This window comes from Microbulbifer mixtoriginis (SeqCode) (genome assembly GCF_052466715.1).
On record NZ_CP174288.1, the window covers coordinates 874941 to 897660 of the forward strand.

Annotated in this window: 22 protein-coding genes; 11 read left to right on the forward strand and 11 right to left on the reverse strand. The window is 50.3% G+C overall.

The window, feature by feature from the left end; genetic code table 11:
• Positions 1-485 precede the first annotated feature (485 nt).
• Positions 486-674 (forward strand): carbon storage regulator CsrA, encoded by a 189-nt coding sequence (gene csrA, locus ACJJH9_RS03875; RefSeq protein WP_444908923.1) that lies wholly within the window; start codon positions 486-488, stop codon positions 672-674.
• Positions 675-775: 101 nt separating this feature from the next.
• Here csrA and ACJJH9_RS03880 read toward each other — a convergent pair whose 3' ends face one another.
• From ACJJH9_RS03880 to ACJJH9_RS03905, 6 genes are all read right to left on the reverse strand, one after another.
• Entirely contained in the window at positions 776-1180 is a 405-nt protein-coding gene (locus ACJJH9_RS03880; RefSeq protein ID WP_444924379.1) for an ABZJ_00895 family protein, read from the reverse strand.
• Positions 1181-1276: 96 nt separating this feature from the next.
• Positions 1277-1900 (reverse strand): suppressor of fused domain protein, encoded by a 624-nt coding sequence (locus ACJJH9_RS03885; protein WP_444924380.1) that lies wholly within the window; start codon positions 1898-1900, stop codon positions 1277-1279.
• 548 nt (positions 1901-2448) lie between these two features.
• On the reverse strand, positions 2449-5223 hold the full coding sequence (locus tag ACJJH9_RS03890; protein ID WP_444924381.1) for a valine--tRNA ligase: 2775 nt from the start codon (positions 5221-5223) through the stop codon (positions 2449-2451).
• 148 nt (positions 5224-5371) lie between these two features.
• Positions 5372-6217, reverse strand: a complete 846-nt coding sequence (locus ACJJH9_RS03895; RefSeq protein ID WP_444924382.1) for a hypothetical protein — start codon at positions 6215-6217, stop codon at positions 5372-5374.
• A 15-nt stretch (positions 6218-6232) separates the two neighbouring features.
• The gene (locus tag ACJJH9_RS03900) at positions 6233-6664 is read right to left on the reverse strand and encodes a DNA polymerase III subunit chi (RefSeq protein ID WP_444924383.1); all 432 of its coding nucleotides are present in this window, start codon (positions 6662-6664) and stop codon (positions 6233-6235) included.
• A gap of 89 nt (positions 6665-6753) precedes the next feature.
• On the reverse strand, positions 6754-8220 hold the full coding sequence (locus tag ACJJH9_RS03905) for a leucyl aminopeptidase (RefSeq protein WP_444888249.1): 1467 nt from the start codon (positions 8218-8220) through the stop codon (positions 6754-6756).
• A gap of 187 nt (positions 8221-8407) precedes the next feature.
• On the opposite strand from ACJJH9_RS03905, the gene lptF reads away from it, so the two are divergent.
• Both lptF and lptG read left to right on the forward strand, forming a co-directional pair.
• On the forward strand, positions 8408-9538 hold the full coding sequence (gene lptF / locus ACJJH9_RS03910) for an LPS export ABC transporter permease LptF (RefSeq protein WP_444885814.1): 1131 nt from the start codon (positions 8408-8410) through the stop codon (positions 9536-9538).
• Positions 9531-10592 carry an LPS export ABC transporter permease LptG gene (gene lptG, locus ACJJH9_RS03915; protein ID WP_444888251.1) on the forward strand — a complete coding sequence of 354 codons (1062 nt, stop codon included), beginning with the start codon at positions 9531-9533 and terminating at the stop codon, positions 10590-10592. Before lptF ends, lptG begins: the two co-directional genes overlap by 8 nt.
• A 27-nt stretch (positions 10593-10619) precedes the next feature.
• Here lptG and ACJJH9_RS03920 read toward each other — a convergent pair whose 3' ends face one another.
• The 3 genes from ACJJH9_RS03920 to ACJJH9_RS03930 form a co-directional block, all read right to left on the reverse strand.
• Complete coding sequence (locus ACJJH9_RS03920) at positions 10620-11117, reverse strand: RDD family protein (RefSeq protein WP_444888252.1); 498 nt, start codon at positions 11115-11117, stop codon at positions 10620-10622.
• A 76-nt stretch (positions 11118-11193) separates the two neighbouring features.
• Positions 11194-11541: a hypothetical protein gene (locus ACJJH9_RS03925; protein WP_252084881.1), complete on the reverse strand. Its 348-nt coding sequence runs from the start codon at positions 11539-11541 to the stop codon at positions 11194-11196.
• Between the two features lie 550 nt (positions 11542-12091).
• Entirely contained in the window at positions 12092-12781 is a 690-nt protein-coding gene (locus ACJJH9_RS03930; RefSeq protein WP_444924384.1) for a class I SAM-dependent methyltransferase, read from the reverse strand.
• 83 nt (positions 12782-12864) lie between these two features.
• Here ACJJH9_RS03930 and ACJJH9_RS03935 point away from each other — a divergent pair, with 83 nt between their 5' ends.
• From ACJJH9_RS03935 to ACJJH9_RS03950, 4 genes are all read left to right on the forward strand, one after another.
• Positions 12865-14499, forward strand: a complete 1635-nt coding sequence (locus ACJJH9_RS03935) for a GMC family oxidoreductase (protein ID WP_444924385.1) — start codon at positions 12865-12867, stop codon at positions 14497-14499.
• Entirely contained in the window at positions 14496-15299 is an 804-nt protein-coding gene (locus tag ACJJH9_RS03940) for a putative RNA methyltransferase (protein WP_444924386.1), read from the forward strand. The genes ACJJH9_RS03935 and ACJJH9_RS03940 overlap by 4 nt, the downstream gene beginning before the upstream one ends.
• A 73-nt stretch (positions 15300-15372) precedes the next feature.
• Positions 15373-15828, forward strand: coding sequence for a tRNA adenosine(34) deaminase TadA (gene tadA / locus ACJJH9_RS03945; protein WP_252084885.1), 456 nt, complete (start codon positions 15373-15375; stop codon positions 15826-15828).
• Positions 15815-16252, forward strand: coding sequence for a potassium channel family protein (locus ACJJH9_RS03950; RefSeq protein WP_252084886.1), 438 nt, complete (start codon positions 15815-15817; stop codon positions 16250-16252). The genes tadA and ACJJH9_RS03950 overlap by 14 nt, the downstream gene beginning before the upstream one ends.
• Before the next feature lie 176 nt (positions 16253-16428).
• Here the strand turns inward: ACJJH9_RS03950 and ACJJH9_RS03955 are convergent, their stop codons facing one another.
• On the reverse strand, positions 16429-17478 hold the full coding sequence (locus tag ACJJH9_RS03955) for a glycosyltransferase family 25 protein (protein WP_444924387.1): 1050 nt from the start codon (positions 17476-17478) through the stop codon (positions 16429-16431).
• A gap of 483 nt (positions 17479-17961) precedes the next feature.
• On the opposite strand from ACJJH9_RS03955, the gene ACJJH9_RS03960 reads away from it, so the two are divergent.
• Complete coding sequence (locus ACJJH9_RS03960; RefSeq protein ID WP_444924388.1) at positions 17962-19161, forward strand: multidrug effflux MFS transporter; 1200 nt, start codon at positions 17962-17964, stop codon at positions 19159-19161.
• A gap of 113 nt (positions 19162-19274) precedes the next feature.
• Entirely contained in the window at positions 19275-19919 is a 645-nt protein-coding gene (locus tag ACJJH9_RS03965) for an SGNH/GDSL hydrolase family protein (protein ID WP_252084889.1), read from the forward strand.
• 73 nt (positions 19920-19992) lie between these two features.
• On the opposite strand, the gene ACJJH9_RS03970 is transcribed toward ACJJH9_RS03965, so the two are convergent.
• Entirely contained in the window at positions 19993-20496 is a 504-nt protein-coding gene (locus ACJJH9_RS03970; protein ID WP_252084890.1) for a lactoylglutathione lyase family protein, read from the reverse strand.
• Positions 20497-20589: 93 nt separating this feature from the next.
• On the opposite strand from ACJJH9_RS03970, the gene ACJJH9_RS03975 reads away from it, so the two are divergent.
• Both ACJJH9_RS03975 and ACJJH9_RS03980 read left to right on the forward strand, forming a co-directional pair.
• Positions 20590-21459 (forward strand): LysR family transcriptional regulator, encoded by an 870-nt coding sequence (locus ACJJH9_RS03975; protein WP_444924389.1) that lies wholly within the window; start codon positions 20590-20592, stop codon positions 21457-21459.
• A gap of 25 nt (positions 21460-21484) precedes the next feature.
• Complete coding sequence (locus ACJJH9_RS03980) at positions 21485-22324, forward strand: nucleoside deaminase (protein ID WP_444924390.1); 840 nt, start codon at positions 21485-21487, stop codon at positions 22322-22324.
• Positions 22325-22720 lie beyond the last annotated feature (396 nt).

Here is a 22720-nt window from a genome sequence, read left to right on the forward strand (position 1 = left end):
AATAATCTTATTGAATTTTATTCAGTTTGTTTTAGTGTCAAAGCTGCGTAAAATCGGTGGATATTTATCGGTATTTGGGTCGTCATTAAGCAGCCTTCTAAAGGCCGATGACCAAAGAGCTTCAAGAAACCCAAGAATTTTCTAAAAGAACCATTCCCTCAAAGGAGAACGGTAGCGTGACGTAAGAGTAAGTAAAAGGCGCTGACCCAAGGTGCGCTAACACCTGGGGCCAGCTAACCAAATTGATATCATCACTATCAAAATGGCTATATGGATCATACGCTAGAAACCCGCTCGTCTTCAATAAAGTGGAGTCCATTCAGCAGTTTGGGGCATGTCCCTTGGCTCTGGAAGCGTTGCGTCTGCCTTTTCTACCTCTATGCCTATCGTTCTCGCGCCCCACCTAACACTTCCTTAACAGTTACTTTCAAATCCTTCCATTAAGGGAGGTCTACGCATGGTTTGAGTACTCATAGGAAGCAAATATGTTGATCTTAAAGCGCCGGACGGGTGAAAACTTACGGATTGGAGCGAACGTCTCAATTACGGTTTTGGAAGTTAAGGGTAATCAGGTAAAGATAGGTATACGTGCTCCCAAATCTCTGCCCGTTCACCGTGAGGAAATCTATAGACGTTTACAAAAGGAGAGGGTGTTGGGGGATGGAGTTGGTTGAGATTACGGAGCGCACGAAGCAGCGGCGCGCGTTGGTGTGTCCAGTAGGGAAGGCAAAACCAAAGCGAAGCGGCGGTTTTGGCGTCCCTCTGGCTGGTCTTCTTAACTCTCTATGATGCCTTGCTTAATTAGTGTTTTTTTCGCAAACCCTACGAAGAAATAGATAGCGACTGCATGAATAGCGCCGATAATCGCAACTGAGAACAAAAGAACTGAGCCGCTTACTTCATGGCCAGATTCGGAAAGTGCGATAGCTCCGAAAATAGCTTGAATAAGCATGTTAATTGTGATGAGGCCAATCACTACCCTGGTTTTTTCACTTTTATTGAAATAGCGACGATTCTTATTAGCAAAAGAAGAACATACCCAAAATATCGTGCCTAATAATATTCCGATATTTACACCGCTATTACTGTCAATGCCAAAGTAGTTAAGTGTAAACCCTATGATGAAAATCAGTGTTATATAAGTTAAAGTGAACCGGGTTAATACTCCTCGAATGCTCATTACCTCTCCTTGTGTAGTTAATGCCCTCAGTATAAGCGAGGAGCGCGGCGACGAGTCTAGCTGGATGGGCGTTTATGACTGAGCTCGTTATATGATTTATGCCACACTTTCTCGTTCCTTATTTGTGACCAAACCACCTGCGTTACTAATTATTTTTTGTCTTATCTCATCAGATGATGTTTCTTTTGCAGCCTCTAATTCTGATGGTGTGATACCTACAACCTGAATAAGATTAACTGCTCCAGATTTAATGGCAAAGTTTTCTGGGAAATTCACAGGGTGAGTAAACATCATCGTTTTTATGGAAGTAGAAAGTGCAAGGGGAACACGGTGCCCATAATAAAGGGGCGGAAAATTGCCCATCTGACCGGAAATGAGAAGTAAATTATAAGCCATTAAGGTTTGTAAAACTCCAATTGCCCAATCCGCCTCTTCGTCTGTTTCCATGACAAACTCTACGCCCAATCCAGAAAACTTTTCCGGTTCCTCAGTCTCCCAAGGGTTGGACATACCAGATGTAACATAAGCCCAGGTATTCCTTGTTTCGGATGGCTGACTCTTGAAAACTCCATGCGTTAACCAGCGAGGATCAACAGCCTTAGCATTCATGCGATCAAAGGTTTCGTTTGATAAAGTATAAATTCCGGGCCCTAGATCACCAAATATTCCCCTGTATATTGTTTCTTCTCGTTCTTTCCAGGAGTCTTCAAGGAAGCTCATACTTTTTCCTTCACATAATATTTATATGGTAATCAATTTGACCACTATTATCATGATTATCATCCTGGAATCAATCTAGCGAAGAAATGCGTAAAACCTTGAGGAATTAATAAATCACACACAAGCTTGAACTCTTGTCCCAAATACAAAAATGATCACTTTGCCCACTATCCCCACTGAATAGACTTTCTCTAACTCCCTAGACCTTTCAATCTATCAGGATCTTTATAAAAAATAGCAGTCGAACCGATTGAAAATCATATTGATTTCTTATCAGGTACTTAGGAGGGTTGAAAAATTGAGAGGTGCTCGAAGCGTTTTAGCGCCCTTTAAAGTGTATACTTATTCGTAAAGCTGATTTTGGAGCTGACAAACCCATGGACGATGCAGGTACCTTGAGCACATACTCGGATTCTGAAGTTGATAGAAAATCGAAAGGCACTAGTTCAAGAAGGGGTTGCCTGATTTATATCAAAAAAAGAAAAGGGGGCAGAGCCCCCCTTTTTTAAATCAGATCCGCTTTTTAATGGAGCGGATTACCAGAACCATTAAAGGTTGCTGATTTCTTCAAGCTGCTGTTGCAGACGCTCGTGAGCACCTTTCATTTCTGCAAGCTTATCCTTCTCCTTGGCAACAACGGCTTCGGGGGCTTTGTCTACAAACTTGGGATTGTTGAGTTTGCCTTCAACTCGTGCGAGTTCTTTGGAAAGTTTATCAATCTCTTTTTGTAGACGAGCGCTTTCGGCTTTAACGTCGATCAGGCCGGCCATGGGTACCAGCAATTCCATATCGCCTACCAGGGCGGTGGCGGAGGCTGGTGCAGCTTCTCCACTTTCCAGCCAGGTGATTTCTTCGAGGCTCGCCAGTTTGATCAGCAGGCTGCGGGCTTGCTCCAGCAGTTCTTTGTCACGGTTGGAACCGCCGCGCAGGAGCAGTGGGATTTTCTTGGCTGGGGAAATGTTCATTTCACCGCGAATATTGCGCACCCCTTCAATAACCTGCTTCAACCAGGCAACAGCCGCTTCCGCTTCCTCGTCGATCTTGCTTTTATCGGCCTCTGGGTACTGCTGCAGCATAATGGTGTCACCGTTGGCACCGGCGAGGGTTTTTACACGCTGCCAGATTTCTTCGGTGATAAACGGCATCAGCGGGTGGGCCAGACGCAAAATGGTTTCCAGTACGCGGATCAGGGTGCGGCGGGTGCCTTTCTTCACTGCGTTGGAGGCGTTGTCGTCCCACAGTACCGGTTTGGACAGTTCCAGGTACCAACTGCAGTACTCGCTCCAGATAAAGTCGTACAGGGCCTGGGAGGCGAGGTCGAAGCGGTAGGTGTCCATGGCTTCGCGTACGGTAATTTCGGTGCGCTGTAACTGGGAAATAATCCAGCGGTCAGCGATGGTCAGTTCATAGTCGCTACTGTTGTCCTGGCCACAGTCCTGCCCTTCGCAGTTTTGCAGCACGTAGCGGGAGGCATTCCAGATCTTGTTACAGAAATTGCGGAAGCCTTCGATACGGCCCACATCAAACTTGATGTCGCGGCCGGTGGATGCCAGTGAGTAGTAGGTGTAGCGCAGGGCATCGGTACCAAAAGCAGAGAAACCTTCGGGGAAGTCCTTGCGGGTTTGCTTCTCGATCTTTTCGCGCAGGTGCGGTTGCATCAGACCAGAGGTACGCTTCTCTACCAGGGTCTCCAGGTCGATACCGTCGATCAAATCGATGGGATCGATTACGTTGCCCTTGGATTTGGACATCTTCTGGCCGTGGTTGTCGCGCACCAGGCCGTGCACGTACACGGTGTTAAACGGTACTTCTTTTTTGAAGTAGAGGGTCAGCATCATCATGCGTGCAACCCAGAAGAAAATAATATCGAAGCCGGTAACCAGTACGGAGCTGGGGTGGAAGGCTTTCAGTTCTTCGGTATCTTCTGGCCAGCCCAGGGTGCCGAAGGTCCACAGGCCGGAGGAGAACCAGGTGTCGAGTACGTCGTCGTCCTGGCGCAGGCTGATATCGGCGCCCAGGTTGTGCTTCTCGCGGACTTCCTCTTCGCTGCGGCCAACGTAGACTTTGCCGTCGTTGTCGTACCAGGCGGGGATGCGGTGACCCCACCACAGCTGGCGGGAGATACACCAGTCCTGGATATCGCGCATCCAGGAGAAGTACATGTTTTCGTAGTTTTTCGGTACGAACTCAACGCGGCCATCTTCAACAGCGGCGATGGCTTCATCGGCCAGGGGCTGGGTTTTTACGTACCATTGATCGGTGAGCCAGGGCTCGATGACGGCGCCGGAGCGGTCTCCGTGAGGTACCTTGAGGGTGTGGGGCTCTACTTTTTCCAGCAGGCCGAGGGCGTCCAGGTCATCGACAATCTGGGTGCGCGCGGCAAAGCGCTCCATGCCCCGGTATTTTTCCGGCACTGCGTCGTTCAGGTGGGCGTCGGCATCGAGGATGTTGATCATCTCGAGGTTGTGGCGCTGGCCCATTTCGTAGTCGTTGAAGTCGTGGGCTGGGGTGATTTTTACACAGCCGGTGCCGAATTCACGATCGACGTATTCGTCGGCAATAATCGGGATTTCGCGGTCGGTCAGTGGCAGCTTGATGGTTTTGCCAATCAGCTGCTGGTAGCGCTCGTCTTCCGGGTGTACGGCTACGGCGGTATCGCCGAGCATGGTTTCCGGGCGGGTAGTGGCAACGACCAAGTGGCCGGAGCCATCGGAGAGTGGGTAGCGGAAGTGCCACAGGTGGCCCTGCTTCTCTTCGTTTAATACTTCCAGGTCGGAGATTGCAGTGTGGAATTTCGGGTCCCAGTTCACCAGGCGCTTGCCGCGATAAATCAGGCCGTCTTCATAGAGTTTGATAAAGACTTCCTGCACCGCTTTGTAGAAGCCGTCGTCCATGGTGAAGCGTTCGCGGGACCAGTCGGGGCTGGCGCCCAGGCGGCGCAGCTGGCGGGTAATGGTGCCGCCGGACTCTTCCTTCCACTCCCAGACTTTCTCAATAAACTTGTCGCGGCCCAGGTCGTGGCGGGATACGCCTTCGGCGCCCAGCAGGCGCTCTACCACCATCTGGGTGGCGATACCGGCATGGTCGGTGCCCACTTGCCACAGGGTGTTGTCTCCCTGCATGCGGTGGTAGCGAATCAGGGCGTCCATGATGGACTCCTGGAAACCGTGGCCCATATGCAGGCTGCCGGTGACGTTCGGCGGCGGAATCATAATGCTGTAGGGCTTGGCCTCAGTATCCCCGGAAGGCTTGAAGTAGCCGTTCTCCTCCCAGGTTTTGTACCACTGCTGTTCGATGGCGTTGGGCTGGTATGTTTTGTCCATGCGGGCGGGAAACCTTGTGTTTAACTGACTGCGTGCACAGCGTTTTGGCTCAGGATAGTCTGGTGCTTGCTCGGGCTGCGCGGAAAAGGCGGCAATTATACCGCCGGGGGTAGGGTGGGCAAAAGGCAGCTTTGGGGCTAAATCGCACTCAGTCCCAGATCTCTAGTTCGTCGACCACTTTTTCTATCTGGGCACGCAGCTGTTTTTCCAGTTGAGGAAGCTGTTGGGCTACCAGTTCTTCAATGAGGTCGCTGCGCTGGCGATCCTTTTCCGAGGGCTCCAATTTTTCTGTCGGGCCCTCCCGCTCAGCGATCGCCTGGGCCATTACCAGTGCCTGGGTGCGGGTACCCGCGCTGGCGGTTTCTATGGCCTCGGGTTTGGTTTGGGGCTGCCTTTCATGGGATGGAATACGCCCCCCGGTAAGCCGCGAGCGAATATGGGCTGGCAAGAAGGGATTATCGGGTGCCGGTACAGGAGCCTCCGCGGCTGTATCCGTTGCGGTTGTATGATCCGTGTCAGTCCCCTCACTATTCGATTGAGCGTTATTGCCAGGCTGGTCATCATCGTCATGGGCTGACGCTTCCTGGGAAACCTGGATTTGGGGCTCTGCCGTTGTTTTGCTGGGCAGGCTTTGTAAGGGGCGCAATAGGGCTAGATCCGATTCGGCCAACTGCACCTTATGTTCTCCGCCCAGTGTCTCCTCGATTGGGGAAAACAATATGGGCAGGTCCTCTTCTAAGGCGTCATCCATTGGGGAAGGGGGCGGGGCTTCTGGTTCAGGGGACAACATTGGAGGCTCTATAGGAGGTGCAGCGGTTAGGGTTTTTGGCTCATCCTTCCCCGTTACTTGGCCCGCTACCTGGTTGAGCAGTGGGATTTCATCGAGATCGTCACTGTTGAGTAGGTCGTGCAGTGAGTTCAGCTCATCGAGCAGCTCGCTGGAAGGTTTGCGTGGTTGTCCGCGCTGCTTGTGCTTGTTCTTTCGACCGGACATGGCGGTAGTTAGTGATTACATGCTCTGGTTGATCTTATGGGATTGTAACGGATATCCGCGATCGCGGAAGTGACCAAATCGCGATCGTGAGCGTTGCAGGGCATTGGCTTCTTGAACGACGATCTCGGCGAGACGTTCGAAGCGGCTGAACCAGTTGGGGACTTTGCTGCACAGGTTGATCAGTAGGCCGTGGTGTGCCTGCGGATCTTCACCGCAGTTGATTTCGATAGCTGCCTGCTCGCCATTCTCTTGGTTGGCATGAGGCAGGAAACTGTCTTCACGGAAGGTCCACAACAGCTGGTTGAGTTGCTCGGCCCGTTCCTGATTATCCACGGCAAGCAGAACCCGAAGACCGTTGCGATAGGCCTTTTCCGCCAGGCGGCAGGCGAAGATATCCGCTTGCTGGGGCTGATCGGAGGAGAGGATGTAAAAGTCGATACGGGTCATGCTGGCTTTTATTTGTACAGAGACGACAACGGCCCGCGAGGGGCCGTTACGGCTGCCGCTCGGGGGCGGCTATTGTGCGCTTTTGCCAGTTATTTTCCCAGCAGGTATTCCACCAGAAGCGGTACCGGACGTCCGGTGGCCCCTTTGGCGGCACCGGATTTCCACGCGCTACCGGCGATGTCCATATGTGCCCAAGTGTACTCTTCGGCAAAGCGGGACAAGAAACAGGCGGCGGTTACAGAGCCGGCATCGCGGCCGCCGATGTTTTGCATATCGGCAAAGTTGGAGTCCAGGGCGGGCTGGTACTCATCCCAAAGCGGCATTTGCCAGGCGCGGTCGCCACTGGTTTCGCCGGCCTTGAGCAGGTCTTGGGCGAGTTCTTCGTTATTGGCATAGAGGCCAGTGGCGTGGTGGCCGAGAGCGATTACACAGGCACCGGTGAGAGTGGCGATATCGATGACCGCGCGCGGCTTGTACTTGCTGGCATAGGTGAGTGCGTCGCAAAGTACCAGGCGGCCTTCGGCATCGGTGTTCAGAATCTCGATAGTCTTTCCGGACATGGAGGTGACGATATCACCAGGCTTGCTGGCGCGGCCGCTGGGCATATTTTCTGCGGCGGCGACCAGGCCCACCACATTGATAGATGGTTGCAGCTCCACCAGGGCGTTCATTACACCGAAAACACTGGCCGCACCGCCCATATCGTATTTCATTTCATCCATAGCTTGGCCGGGCTTGATGCTGATACCACCGCTATCGAAGGTAATGCCTTTGCCCACCAGCACAATGGGTTTTTCGCTGGTTTTGCCACCCTTGTAGTTCATGGCGATCAGGGCGGGGGGCTGGTCACTGCCTTTTGCTACGCTGAGAAGTGCGCCCATTCCAAGCGCTTTCATTTTTTTCTCGTCGAGCACAGTTGTGGAGAGCTTTGTGTGTTTTTTGGCCAGTGTGCGGGCCTGAGCTGCCAGATAGTTGGGTGTACAGATATTGCCAGGCAGATCACCCAGTTCCCGTGCTACATTGCTTCCCAGTGCTTGGCCGGCACCAATCTCCATCCCTTTTTGGATGGTTTTTAGCTGCTTGCGATCAATGGCATGCAGGGTGAATTTGGTGAGAGGGTAGGGTTTAGCATCAGTGAGGCACTGGGTGAAGCGGTAGGTGGCCAGACCTGTGGCCAGCGCAATCTGCTGGGCCTGCCAGGTTTTATCAGCCCCTTTTACTTCGAGCTCGCACAGGTAGCTGGTAGCGTCTTTGAACTTTTTCACCACTGCGGCACTGGCGCTGGCCAGCTTGCGGAACTCTGCCTGGCTGATGTCTCCCTTGCCGGTGCGAACGACCAGCACTCGCTCACTGGGTCCGTCCAGCAGGTCGATTAACTGGGTGCTGCCGGGTTTTACGCCCAGGTCACCACGCTTGAGAATTTTGCCAATAGTTCCTTTTGCGAGTTGATCGAGGTTTTTACCGCTGGGGCTTAAGCCATTTTTAGCATCAGCTGAAATAACGGAACAGGCTGCGCGCTGTTTGGAGATATCCGAGACCTTTGCGGAGAACTGCATTTTTCGCTTTCCTTAAAATCTGACAATAGATTGCATAGCTCTGAACCGAGACATAGCAAGAATTTTTAGTGATAATGCGTCGCACAAGTTTAACCTGCTCGTCTATGGATTGCTGTACCTAGTGGGCAACTTGTTCGACTGAAGTCCAATTCATCACACCGCTGTCACCAAGGAATTCGTTCGCCCTGTGATTATTTTCCGCTATCTCTGCCGCGAGCTGCTGTTTGCCACGCTGGCGGTCAGCGCAGTTTTGCTATTAATGGTGATGAGTGGCCGATTTGTGAAATACCTTGCGGAAGCCGCCGCAGGGGACCTTTCGGCTAATATCCTTTTCTCCTTAATGGCCTACCGCTTACCGGGATTCCTGGAATTGATATTGCCACTGGGATTATTCGTCGGGATTCTTTTGGCCTATGGGCGCCTCTATATAGAGAGCGAAATGACAGTGCTGCACGCCTGTGGTTTCAGCGAATGGCGTTTGCTGTTTTACACCCTGGCACCGGCTCTGGCAGTGGCTTTGTTTGTGGCATCAATGAGTTTGTACCTCACCCCCGCTGGTGCCGAGCGTTCCAACCTGATGCTCAACGCGGAAAAATCCCGCAATGAGTTTGATCACCTGATACCGAAGAAATTTATATCCACCAGTGGCGGCCAGGCAGTGTATTACGCAGAGGCCCTGAGTGAGGATAAGTCCACCATGCTGGGAGTGTTCCTCGCCGAGTTGAGGGCCACGGAAGCTGAGACTGAGGCGAATCGCCAGGTGGTTACTCGCGCCAAGGAAGGGGTCCAACAAATCGACCCCGAGACAGGGCTGCGCTACCTGGTACTGCGCGATGGCTACCGTTATGAGGGCGTGCCGGGTGAGCGGGAATACCGGCAGATGGAGTTCTCCAGCTATGAAGTGTTGATGGAGGCGCCACGGTTGCGCAGTCGTTGGCGCGACCAAATTGAGTCGGCCCCCACTACGCAGCTGATTGGCAGTGACAACCCCAGGGAGACGGCCTACCTCTACTGGCGCTTGAGTTTGCCGGTATTGGTGTTGGTGGTTGCGGTGCTGGCAGTACCGCTATCGCGTACTAATCCCCGCCAGGGACGCTTTATCAAGATGTTCCCCGCGATACTCCTATACCTCATTTACCTGGTGGTTCTGCAGGGGGTTCGCGGGGCTGTAGAGGATGGCAAGTTCGCCAACCCCGCGGTGATCTGGTTGGTACACCCGCCCTTCCTACTAATTGGGTTATTGCTTCTGGCGGCGAGGAATTGGCGCCCTAAACCCAAACCATTGCCGGAAGGTGTTAAGGAGTCGGCCGATGTATAAGTTGGATATGTATATTGGCCGCACCATTGCCCTAGCAGTTTTCGTGGTGCTACTGATTATTCTCGGCCTGGATATTATTTCCGCCATTATCGACCAATTGGGAGACCTCAAGCGCGATTACGGCTTTAGCCAGGCAATACAATATGTCCTGTGGAGATTGCCAGGGCGTATCTACGAGCAGTTGGGTTTCTCCGCCCTCGTGGGATGTATGGTGGGGCTGGGAACACTGGCCGGCACCAGTGAACTGACCGTTATGCGCGCGGCTGGTGTCTCTATTGGTCGTATTGCCTGGGCGGTAATGAAACCAATCATTCTGTTGATTTTTATCGGTTTGGCCCTGGCGGAGTTTGTGATTCCCAAGACCAATGTAATCGCCGAGAACAACAAAGCGCGCGCCCTGGGTGAACTCGAAGCGAGCGGTCTTGAAAGCGGTTTGTGGTTAAAAGACAGTGGCGAATTTGTGCACTTTAATGCTGCCCTGCCAGATGGTGAACTCTATGGCGTAACCCGTTATCACTTTGCGGATAACCGGGAGCTGCAATGGGTGGAGTTCTCTGAACGGGGGCAGTTTCAGAATGAGCAGTGGCTGCTTAAGAACAGTCGCAGCACCCAGTTCCTGGGGGAAGATACGCAGAGTAAAGACCTGCCAACCAGTGTATGGAAAGCGGAGGTCTCGCCGGAGTTGTTTGCCCTGATTGTGCCGCTGCCCTCAGACCTTTCCCCGCGCAACCTCTGGGATTACGGTACTTACCTGGATCGTAAGGGTGAAGATTCCGGGCGCTACTGGCTGGAGTTTTGGAAGAAAATACTGCAACCACTGACCATTGCCAGTTTGGTTATGGTGGCAATTTCTTTCATCTTTGGCCCACTGCGTGAAGTAACCACCGGGTTGAGAGTGTTTACCGGGATTATGGTGGGGATCATCTTCCAAACTGTGCAGGGGATACTCGGCCCCTCTTCACTGGTTTTTGGTTTTCCACCACTGCTGGCTGTACTGCTACCGGTTCTTCTTTGTTTTGGTGCGGGCTGGCTATTACTCAAGCGGGCCCGATAGGGCCCCTTGAGCTTAATTTATTGGCAGTTACCCTTTTTTCTTCTTTTTGGGTAAAAGGCGCACTTGAGACTCTGAAATCAAGTCGTGCCAAGTAGCCTTGTCGGAGCGGGCCCAGGCGGAAAAGTAGCCGAGGCCCAGGCAGGCGATAGAGAGAGGGGCGACAATGGCTCGCAGGATACATTGGCGCCAAGTAAGCTGTACGCCATCTGGATTCGCCACGATCAAGCGCCACGCGCGCATTCCCACAGTTTGTCCGGCTACCCGCCAAGACCAAAAGAAGTAGCCGGCGATTACCGCTAGAGCGCCCAGTTGATAAATTGGTCCGCCGACACATGGGCTGTAATCCATAGCTTCTGGTTGGCAGCTTAACCCACCAAATACCGAGGCCACTGGCAGGGCGATAAAGCCGTACACCATCATCAGTCCCATCAGGATTAGCAGGTCGTACATCAGGGCCGCCAAGCGCCGGCCGACGCTGGCGATTGGAAGTTCGGGAAATGAAGAAGGGGTACTTGAGCTGCTCACGGCTATCTCCGCCAAAATCGATTGGCGGAGATTCTAACAAAACTAGGGGAGGGCAAGGGCAAGTCGTCTGCCAGGTCTAAAATTCGTACTCGAAAGAAATCTTGAATTTGTCGTCAGAAAGGTTGATGCCATAATCTACCGAGTTGCCTATCTTGCCCCGGTTGGTGGTGTAACGCAGAAGACTTTTTTGCACCGTGCTCTTGTTGCGCTGCTTGTAGGTATCTAAACCAATCTTAACAATTTTGAATAGTGCCTTACCGCCAGTGGTTGGTCGAAACTCACTGGGGTAGGTATGCATTTGTAGCCACTGGTAGTTGAGGCGTCGTTGCGTACTATTCATGGAATTACTGCGAAGATAATCTGCGGCTTGGAATAGTGCAGCATTGTCCATGGCGAAGGCACTGTCGGAGAAAAACAGGTTCACGGATTGTATATTTAGGGCTTGTTGAGAATCGGGGATAAAAAGTTCGTCCGCTGAGCAGATACAACAGGTGGGAAATAGCAGTAATCCAACTGTTTTGGGTAAGGATTTGCCCGGTCTGATTCTGAAACTGCAGAGTGCCATTCTATCTACCCCAGGTGTTGCATCTCATTTCGGAAGGCCGCAAGCGGTCGTTGAATTTATTATGGGATACCCACCTCGAAGCGTTTTCCCATAGAAAATAGGCGGCTTCTGCTACTTCACTTACTGGACAGTCGCAAATTGTCGGAAACATCCCTGAAAGCCGCATGGATTGGACCCTTTTCCATTTTTGTCCAAGCAGTCCTAGCTGTGATCAGGAGAGCGCCAATGTTTTTTTATTATTTTTTTGATATTGGTGCGCCATGATTGATGAAAAAACGGTCTTGCTTTGAGCGCTGTATTTGAGGGGAGCTTGTGGGTTTTCAGTAGACTTGAGCGCGAAAGTGTCGCTGAAAGCGACTACGCTGATAACCGGGCATTCAAAAACTGGCGCCAGTAACTGCTTTAGGGGTTAAGGGCAAACTTGTCCTGCCAGGATTAATGAGGCAGGTTTTCCGGTCGTTGGGTTGAGGGGTTCTTGCAGGGTGGTGAGCATCAATCCATGTTCGATGAATAATTGGGTCCAGCTTGATAGCGTACGGAAATACCAGGGCGCTGCCTCCTGAAAATCACCCTCTACACCTTGCCAGGAACCCGGTCGCCATCCATCCAGGTACTTTTCATCGCCACAGGAGAGTAGGGGATGTAAAGTTTGGAGGAGTAGATACCCTTGTGGGTTGAGCAGGGAGCAAGCCCTGTGAAAAATGGCATTGGTGGCTTCCTCCCCAATCAGAGAGAAGTTGCATACAATCAAATCAAATTTACGCTCAAATGCCTGCGGATCTAGCTCTTCATAACAAACGGTACGGAATTGTTGCCGTTCTTGCCCTCGGCGCTTGGCTTCATTAATTAACTCGTCCACGCCATCAATCCCCCAGACATCCATGCCCTCTGCTGCCAGGCGGCGGGATAGCCATCCTTCACCACAGCCAATATCCAGCACGCTGGAGGGATTATGCACAAGGACAGCCTCAAAAATTGCCTGGTCGGTGATCAGCCTGCGGCTGGGTATTGCCCCCCGATCTACCACCTTCACCCACTCGCCGGCATTATTGTGCCAGCTGCGTAGGACTTTATTGTCACTAAATTCGCAATCCCTCATCTTTGCGTTCCTTCATCCCTGTAATTTTGACGAGGTTGAGTGTACCGTCGAGGAAAATCCAGCTGCAAAGGTGCTGAGGTCCCATGTCCACTCAAATGGTGTTTGATTATGTGATCGTAGGTGCCGGCTCTGCCGGCTGTGTATTGGCCAACCGGCTGAGTGCTGATGAGCAGCATCGTGTTTGCCTGCTCGAGGCAGGGCCCCCGGATCGCAGTCCGTTGATATCCATGCCCCTGGGTATCGGGATGTTGATGTCAGGCACAGACTATAACCTCCACCATTACACGGAACCACAGCAAAGCCTGAACAAGCGTCGATTGTTCTGGCCGAGAGGCCGTACCCTCGGGGGCAGTAGCGCGATTAACGCGATGGTTTATATCCGTGGTCAAAGTGAGGACTATGATGCCTGGGAAACCGCAGGTAATGCAGGCTGGGGATGGCGTAGTTTATTGCCTTACTTTCTTCTCTCGGAGGGCAATGAGCGTGGCAGTGATGCGCACCATAGTGGCTATGGACCGCTCACGGTAAGTGATCTGAAATGGAAAACTGAGTCTGGGCAGGCTTTCCTGCGCGCAGCTCAGTCTGCTGGACACCGGGCAAACAGTGATTTTAATGGCAGCCAGCAGAATGGAGTGGGCTTTTACCAGGTAACACAGCGCAGAGGTCGGCGGTGCTCTGCTGCTGCAGCCTATTTACATCCGATAAAAAAGCGTCCCAATTTACGAGTACTCACGCGTAGTCCAGTCGCTCGGCTGATATTGAGAGGTGACAGGGCTGTGGGGGTGGAATTACTCAATGGTAAAAAAATATTGGCCAATAAGGAGGTATTGCTCTGCGCAGGCGCAATACAGACCCCGCACTTACTATTACTCTCAGGCATTGGCCCACAAGAGGAGCTGCGTAAGTTTGATATTCTGCCGCAGAACCACCTGCCAGGGGTGGGTAAAAACCTTCAGGACCACCTCGATATCTCTCAGGTGGTGGAGACCTCAGACCCAATCACTTTTTCGAATGACTTGTGGGCGAGAGTGAAGCACGCCATGCGTGCGCCTGAATGGTTCTTCCTGAATCGGGGCCCATTGACCAGTAATGTTGCCGAAGCGGGGGGATTCGCGAGTTCAACCTTGGCCAACGGCCGCCCGGACATACAATTCCACTTCACGGCAGTGCCATCCTTTGAACACGGTTTCAATAAACAGTCGGGGTATGGTTACACCTTGCATGCATGTGCATTGCGTCCCAAAAGCCGTGGTGAAATAACTCTCAATACAGAGGATCCCAAGGCCCTGCCGAGTATCCAACCCAATTATCTTAGCGAGCCTGAAGATATGCAGGTGATGCTGGAGTCATTCGAAATGGCTCGGGACATCATCCACCAGGAAGATTTACAACGCTACCAGAAGCGCCTCTGGCTGCCGGAGCATAAGCTCAGCAGCAAGGCTTCCATCAAACACTATATTCGTCAGCATGCCGAGACAATTTATCACCCGGTGGGCACTTGTAAGATGGGCAATGATGATCTCGCAGTAGTCGACGCGGAGTTAAAAGTACATGGAGTAGATGGACTGAGGGTTGTGGACGCCTCCATAATGCCGGCCCTGATCAGCGGTAATACCAATGCACCGGTGATCGCAATTGCGGAGAAGGCAGCGGATCTTATTTTACAGCGCACCCCTCCCTCAATGATGAAGAATACACAAGTTCAGGAAGTTGAATGATTTGGCAATGTCCCCTCTGCGCAACGCCATTGACGCTGGGTAAAGATACCTGGCACTGCAGTAACCGGCACAGTTTTGATCGCGCGCGGGAGGGTTACGTTAATTTGTTACCCGTCTATCGCAAGCGGCGCAAGGATCCGGGAGATTCCACAGAAATGCTGCATGCCCGTCGCCGCTTTCTCAAGGCGGGCTATTATCGCCCACTAGTGGACACGATTACCGCGCTGCTGCCCTACCAGTCTGGGCGCCGGCTTTTGGATATCGGTTGTGGCGAAGGTTACTATTTACGCCAGTTGGAGTCTGCCGGATGGCACGGCCATGCCTTGGCCGGGGTAGATATTTCCAAGTCAGGCGTCCGTATGGCGGCTAAAGCCGACAGTGGTGCTCAGTTTGTTGTATCCAGTAATACCAACCTGCCAGTGGCTTCAAATAGCGTGGATCACCTCTTACGTATTTTTGCGCCTGCACCGGATACTGAGATGCTTAGGGTAATAAAGGAGGGGGGGCATTTGCTGGATGTTTCTCCCGGTCCAGATCACTTGTGGAGTTTGAAGGGACACCTCTACCGGGAGCCTCGTAAACACCCAGCCCCAAAATTGATTGAGGGGCTGTATCCCGAGGTCGATTTACGCTGCTGTTTTCCTTTTGAATTGCGCGGGCACGAAGCGATTGCGGATTTTCTCGCGATGACGCCTTTTGCCTGGAAGGGCAATCGAGAGGCTCGCGCGAAGCTTGAAGGACAGGAAAGCCTGGTTCTCGAGGCGGATTTTATTGTTCGTCGTTTCATCAAGAGAAAATAATCTAGTAGAAATGACAGCGAAATACTTTGTGTATGCGTTGGTACTCCCTGTAGTAGAGGTCTAAGAAAGAGTTATGGCGACACCTAAAGACTATGCGTTTATGCGCAGAGCCCTGGAATTAGCCGAGCTTGCCGCAGAGCGGGGAGAAGTACCGGTTGGGGCCGTATTGGTGCGGGAAGGTAAAATCATTGGCGAGGGCAGTAATCGCCCTATTGGCAACTGTGACCCCAGTGCTCATGCGGAAATTGTCGCATTACGTCACGCGGCGGAGGCAGAGCAAAACTACCGCCTGCCAAATACCACGCTTTACGTCACCATCGAGCCCTGCACAATGTGTTTTGGAACCTTGATGCATGCGCGTGTTGGTCGTTTGGTTTTTGGTGCCAAAGAGCCACGTGCCGGCGTGGTGGAAAGCCAGCTGAAGCTTGGTGAAGCTGGTTTCTTCAATCACAAAATTTCTGTGGAGTCTGGTGTGATGGCTGAAGAGGCCGGGAGGCTGGTGCGCGAGTTTTTCCATGATCGACGCTGAATTGGCTTTTGCCTTTGCGGTGAACAGCATCATTGTTGCTATTGTGGTGCTGATTCATCATGAAGTCCTCAATGCTTTGGTACACCTGGGGCGCTGGCTACCGGTGCGGCACAACTTTGCCATAGTGCTGGGGGTGTTTGGTGCCCTTTTGGCTCATGTAGCGGAAATCTGGCTCTTCGCCTATGGCTATTACTTTATGGTGAATTCGCCTTACTTCGGCACACTAGAAGGTAATTTCAACGGCAGCCTGCTTGATTGTGCGTATTTCTCATTTACCACTTATACCTCCCTTGGCTTTGGCGATATTGAGCCTTTGGGGCATCTACGCTTCACTGCTGGCTTAGAGGCTTTAACGGGGTTGGTCATGATTACCTGGACGGCCTCTTTCATGTTTTTAAAAATGCAGCGCTATTGGGATATCTAGGGAGCCACTGAATAATTCCATAAGATCTATGCGGGCCTTGTGGAGTGTTCACACTATGCGTTGTGCTCTCTTGAAAGGTCTTAGATATTTGTGCAAAGCCACTTTTTGATAGAGAACGGCTCTGAAACCCAGAGGCATCACGGAATTATTCAGAGGCGCCCTGGTTATCTCTTGAATTAGAGTTTCATTCGGGCAGTGCGCCCTGGGCGTTTCTTTGGTTTCTCTGCTGGGTAAAAATCGCCTTTAAAACGATATAGGTAGCTATGTCTTTCAATACTGCGCCACAACTTGCCAAAAGGGTGTAGCCAATAAAGCCAACGGGCCACCTTGGCCTTGTGGACGTTAGATTTTTCGATACTGGAAATGTGTTCGGTTTCCCATAGTAGATGGGGCTCGATACCATAAAGCTTCAGATCAAACTGCCAAAAGTGATCAAAGACCTTATCGATAGGCTCGAAAATCCGCCTGGCATACCTCAGAACCTTTTCCATTCCACTGCGATTGATCAAATAACCCTGGGCCCCGCACCAACCCCGCTCTGGGCGAACTAGCTTGTGCACACCATCATTGAGGGATCTGATGATCTTGCGCTTGCGTACTTTCAGGCCCATCAAACGGATCATTTCCACTTCTGGGGGCAATCGCTCCAGCTCCGCCAATACTCTGGCAAAGTCACCTTCCACTTGAACGTCATCCTCAAGGATACATACCCTTTGTAGACCAGCCTGATAAGCCTGACGAATAGCGCGAAGGTGAGCCAGATAACAACCAATCTCAGAACTTTTCAGCTCACATAAGTGACGCCAACGCGTGATAGCGTTACAGAGAACCTCATCTTCCTCAAGCTTGGGTATACCATTGCGCCCTTCAACGCCAGCGACTTGGCTGGCACGAAGGCGCTGAGATTTCAGGGTTCCCAGTAACCGATTTACAGTTTCGCCCTCTGGATACATTGTGATTACCCAACAGGGCGTGTGGGCAATAAACAAAGGGGTTTTTTGCTGCCGCCGGTTGAGTGCAGGCCGAGTGCGTAGAGGAATTTGTGGGGCAAAGCGGTGGCGAGAGCGCAGGGGCAAACGTTCGGCTTTTGCAGCCGCTAATGACCAACTGGGTACAGAGTGATTCCTGCGGCGTTTTTCTAGTGCCACAATTTCTGATTTCTCTGTAAATGGATAAAACCACCGATAGGAAACTGCAGTCTGGCTAGTGAGATATAGGATTCGCACATATTTCTATTCCATCAGCAGGAGGGCTAAAAAGGCAATTCAACAGGGTCAGTAGGGGAGTGAATGCATAATTTCATCTATTTTTACCTAACCCCCAGCGTCTTGAACGCTATCCTCCTAGATCATCGCCATCCAAAATTTTGCCTTGGCTAATCTTAAGGTCCGACTATCCAGTCGGTATAGGCTTTTAGGAAATGGTCAGTACTTCTGGGCGATAGAGCTTTTAGTTGCCACTGAATAACTGTGGGAATTGGGGAGTAAAAAGATTGCGAGGTTGAGCTGGCTTTTGCTGTGTGAGCAATGAGCCGACTTTTAGGCTGTATACGTTTGTGTTCGCATTTCTTATACCTAGGCAGGTATTCTGTACTGCAAGAGCGCTAGCTTGAATGAAATAAGAGAATTTACTCTGTAAGCATCAAGTTATTTCTTGATAGCGACATTTCGATTTTTTTGTATTTCCGAGCCTGATTTATTGGACATTCTATGAAGTTGAATTTTATTAAGATGGCACTCATTCTGGGCTTATTGAGCTGTGTTGGGCCTGTTGCTATCGATATGTATCTGCCGGCCCTACCGGATATCGCCCAGGATTTGGGAGCGCCTATCGAGGCTGCTCAATACACCCTAATATCTTACTTTGTTGCTTTTGGGGTATGCCAACTATTTTATGGCCCCGCTTCGGACATGTTTGGTAGAAAGCCACCGCTGTATTTTGGATTGGCTCTTTTTACCCTGGCTTCTATCGGTTGTGCTCTGGCGCCCTCTATAGAGGCGCTGATCGCTCTAAGGTTTTTACAGGGCGTTGGTGCCGCTTCGGTGATGTCGATCCCCAGGGCAGTGATTCGAGATTATTACACTGGTACCCAGGCCACTCGCTTAATGACTACGGTGATGTTGGTGATTTCTATATCGCCGATGCTCGCCCCGCTGATAGGCAGTACCTTGATAGTCCCTTTTGGGTGGCGCAGTGTATTTTTACTGATTGCTTTGCTGACCCTGGCCAGCTTATTACTGGCAGTAACCAGCTTGCCGGAGACCTTACATCATCATCACCGTGTACCATTTCGTTTAAATGCCATGCTTGGCGCTTTCTCGACATTGCTGCGCGACCCTGTGTATGTGGGTCTGACTAGCATCGGTGGTCTGGGTATCGCCAGCTTTTTTTCTTTCCTTGCCACGGCCTCTTTCCTGTACACCGATTTTTATGGACTGACACCAACGGAGTTCAGCCTTGCTTTTGCCTTAAATGCACTGGGTTTCTTTATCTCTAGTCAGTTTGCTGCAAACCTGGGGGCCCGTTTTGGTTCAGTGGCGGTGGTGAAGTGGGCTACTGCTGGTTTTGCCATCAGCTCTCTGGTGATGTGTATGGTTGTGTATTGGGGGAATGATCAATTTTTATTACTGGTGGCAATGTTGTTGACCTGTAATATATTCCTTGGTCTGGTTATTCCCACTTCCATGGTGTTATCTCTTGAAGAACATGGCCCCATTGCTGGTACTGCCGCAGCCTTGGGTGGCGCTTTACAAATGTTGCTCGGAGCATTGGCTATTGTTTTAACCAGTCTGGTTTTTGATGGCACGCCTTTGCCGTTAACGGCAGCTATTGCTGTTTGTGGTGTCAGTTCGTTGATTATTTCACGACTAACTTTGCGGGGAATAGCGCATTTGGCGGTGCCATACTAGAGTTTAAATTTAGCTTGGGCTTACATTTCCTTAGGAGTTGGCCCCTTTGTCCATAAAGTTCGGGAATCTCTTTGTAAGTGAGTTCCCCAAGTATAAGGAAGGAGGTCGGCAAGATGGATAATATTCTGGTTTATTCCGATAGTGTTTCCTGGGGCATCATTCCGGATACCCGACAGCGCATGACATTTGCCCAGCGTTGGCCTGGAGTTATGGAGTTTCACTTAAACGAAAATAAGCATAATGTACGAGTGATTGAAAATTGCCTGAATGGTCGCAAGACCGTTTGGGACGATCCATTTCGTGAGGGCCGGCGGGGTGTTGAAGGATTGGCACAGGTGATTGAAATGCACTCCCCATTGCATTGTGTAATCTTAATGTTGGGCACCAATGATTTCCAGGATACTCACGATAATAAAGCCAGTATGTCTGCCCAGGGGGTGGCTAAGCTAGTCTCCGTAATTCGCAGTGCACCTATCGAGCCGGGTATGCCAGTACCTAAGGTTCTAATTGTTGCTCCCTTAACGATCAACAATCCTTGCGGTATTATTGGCTATAAATTTGCTGGTGCGAAAAAACGCTGCGAAGGTTTCCCGCAGGAGCTGGAAAAAGTCTCTAACGATCTGGGTACCTTATTTCTGGATGCAAATAGGTGGGTCAAAGTCAGTGAACGGGATGGTATTCATTTAGACGAGGATCAACACTCGGTTCTAGGCAAGGTGATTGCCGATTTCCTCTCAGACAATAAAGTCTTGCACTAGCAATACAAACTGCTAGCGATCAACCAATTGTTGACTATGGCACCGGAAGTACCGGTGCCGGTTCACTGTAGAATCAGTTGTAGGCACCGCTACTATAAATCAGTTCGTAACTGTGGCTGTATATTTCCAGAATATTGCCAAACGGATCTTCCATATAAATCATGCGATATGGCTTTTCTCCTGGATAGTAATATCTGGGTTTTGGCATACGCTTTTTACCACCAGCTGCGACAATTTTCTCTGCCAGTTCTTCCAGGTTCGGGTCCTGAACACAGAAGTGGAATACGCCGGTTTTCCAGTATTCGAAATTATCCTTGGGGTTTTCCTGGTTGGGAAACTGGAATAGCTCCACACCGATACGATCGCCGGTGGAAAGGTGAGCGATGCGGAAACTACCCCACTTGGCTCCAAAGACATCGGTACACATCTCACCAATGGCGCTGTGATCTTCACTGATTTCCGTTGGTGGCATAATCAGGTACCAGCCCATGACCTCTGTGTAGAACTTAACGGCAGCTTCCAAGTCTGGCACTGAAATACCGATATGAGAAAAGTTTCTTGGATAAACACTCTTCATTAGTCACTCTCCAACAATTACTTTCGCATAAGTTACTGTGCCCAGATCATTACGTATAATTATGATTTGTGATTTTTTTGAGTAACTTTTGTAATGATTAATCCTGTGTGGCTGCGTAGTTTCTGTACTTTGGTGGAGCAGGGTGGCTTTACCAAAACGGCGCAGCACCTGCATATGACCCAATCTGGCGTTAGTCAACACTTACGCCGCCTGGAAGACTTCCTTGGGTTGGCGCTGATCCATCGACAGGGGAAACAATTCACCCTGACCGAGGCAGGCGAAAAGCTATACCTAGAGGCTCAAGATATCGTCGAATCCCTCTCTACACTGGGTCAACGACTTGGCGAAGATCCAGCTTATGAGGGACAAGTGAGTATTCAATCCCCAGGTAGTGTGGGTCTAAAGCTCTATCCAAAATTACTGGACCTGCAAAGAGAATACCCGAAACTGACCATAGACTATCGTTTTGCCCCAAATCAGGCTGTGGAAGAATCCATACTTGGATATAAGGCAGACATTGGGTTTGTAACTAATCCGTCAACAATAGCGGAGATAGCGAGTCAGCCAGTAGGCAGTGAAGAATTACTGCTTGTGACCCCTGCGTCAGTCAAGAAGTTGAGCTGGAGGGTGTTGCTAGAGTTGGGTTATATCGGTCATCCAGATGGTGCTCATCAAGCGGGCTTGTTACTGGGGGCAAATTTCCCAGAATTCCAGCATGTAGATATGTTTAAACTCGAGGGATTTTGTAATCAAATTGGCCTGATCTTGGAACCGGTCAGTATGGGCTTGGGTTTTACGGTATTACCCGCTCATGCAGTCAACGCTTTTCAGAATTTTACGCAAATTAAGCCTCATCGCTTGGCGAACTCTATCACTGAGACTTTATTTCTAATTACACGTCGCCACAAGGCGTTACCGGCGCGGGTAAATACTGTGGTTGCTCTAGCTAGGGAGTGGCTTTAAACCGTTAGAATACTTCGGACATTTTATGTTGCGTTTTATTTGCTGGTTATATCTTGGGATTATTGCCATGGGTGCTCAGGCTGAATTGCCGCCCAGCTCAGCTGTTCAGCAGGAGAAAGACGAGATACTCATGCTACTTGCTTACTCGGTAGCTTACCTTGATTGGGTTGGGCCAAAAGAAAAACAGAAGCGCGGCTACAATATTGCAGCAGTCCTGTATGACAATGCGCAGGAAAAAATTATAGGTGTGCAGCGTAATGCAGTTGGTTTGTGTCGAGATAAAACCCAGCATGCTGAAGTGCGATTAATGCAGCAATGTATCGGCAGTAAATGTAGGGGGAAAGAGACTAATTACCTGAATGATACTTCGATCTACAGCACTCTGGAGCCCTGTATGATGTGTGGAGGTATGATGATTTTTCTTGAGGTCTCTAGAGTTATATATGGCCAATCAGATCCGGATTTTGGGAAGAATATAGAAAGGCTGAAGCAGAGTTTTAAGTCTGATTGTAGATATAAATTTGAGTCGAAACCGCATGTGGAAAATGTTTGTAAAATAGATATTCCTGCAAATTATCGAGCTAGAAATATTTCTTCAGAGCCATCTAGTTTACTTCAGAGGGCTCAGCTTGAAGGGGCGTTTTACAATCATCGCTTGTTGTTTAGTAGCACGATTACAGATTTTCTGATGAGTGCTGAAGCGAAGAATATTTATCGTGCTGCTTACCAGCGGCTTATGGGTTTTAAGCCTAAATATCAGGCTAACAATAATCTTCTGCTGGAGAGCCAAAAGCAATTGAAGCAATTAGAAAGTGCTCCAGGAGATATAGGTCGGTGTTTAGTGGGGGAGATACATCGCCACTAATTTTGTTAAATGTGAGCCTTTATATTTTGGGGTGATTGATTTGCTTTATTGATGGCAATCATTAGTGGTTTAAAAATTCCTGATTTTTATTGCTTCTAGGTGGCTTATTTTTGTTTGATTCGACTTATGAAGATACTGACGTTCTCCAGAGTTTCAAAAATAGAAGATTAGTCCCAGGCCCACTCTTAAAATTTCAGTTGTGAAAGCATGATCTGAAAAGTTCCATAGGAGTTGTCGGAGAATAGATGGTTGAATTTCTGGGGGCGAGCAATATAGATCGAATGACATCTATATGCTCGCTGGCAGTATTTTCTTGGGCTGTAGAACTAACAGTTAGAGTTTAAATAAGATTATCTTGGTTGGTAGTGTGTTGATTTTTTTTTATTTGACAGGCTT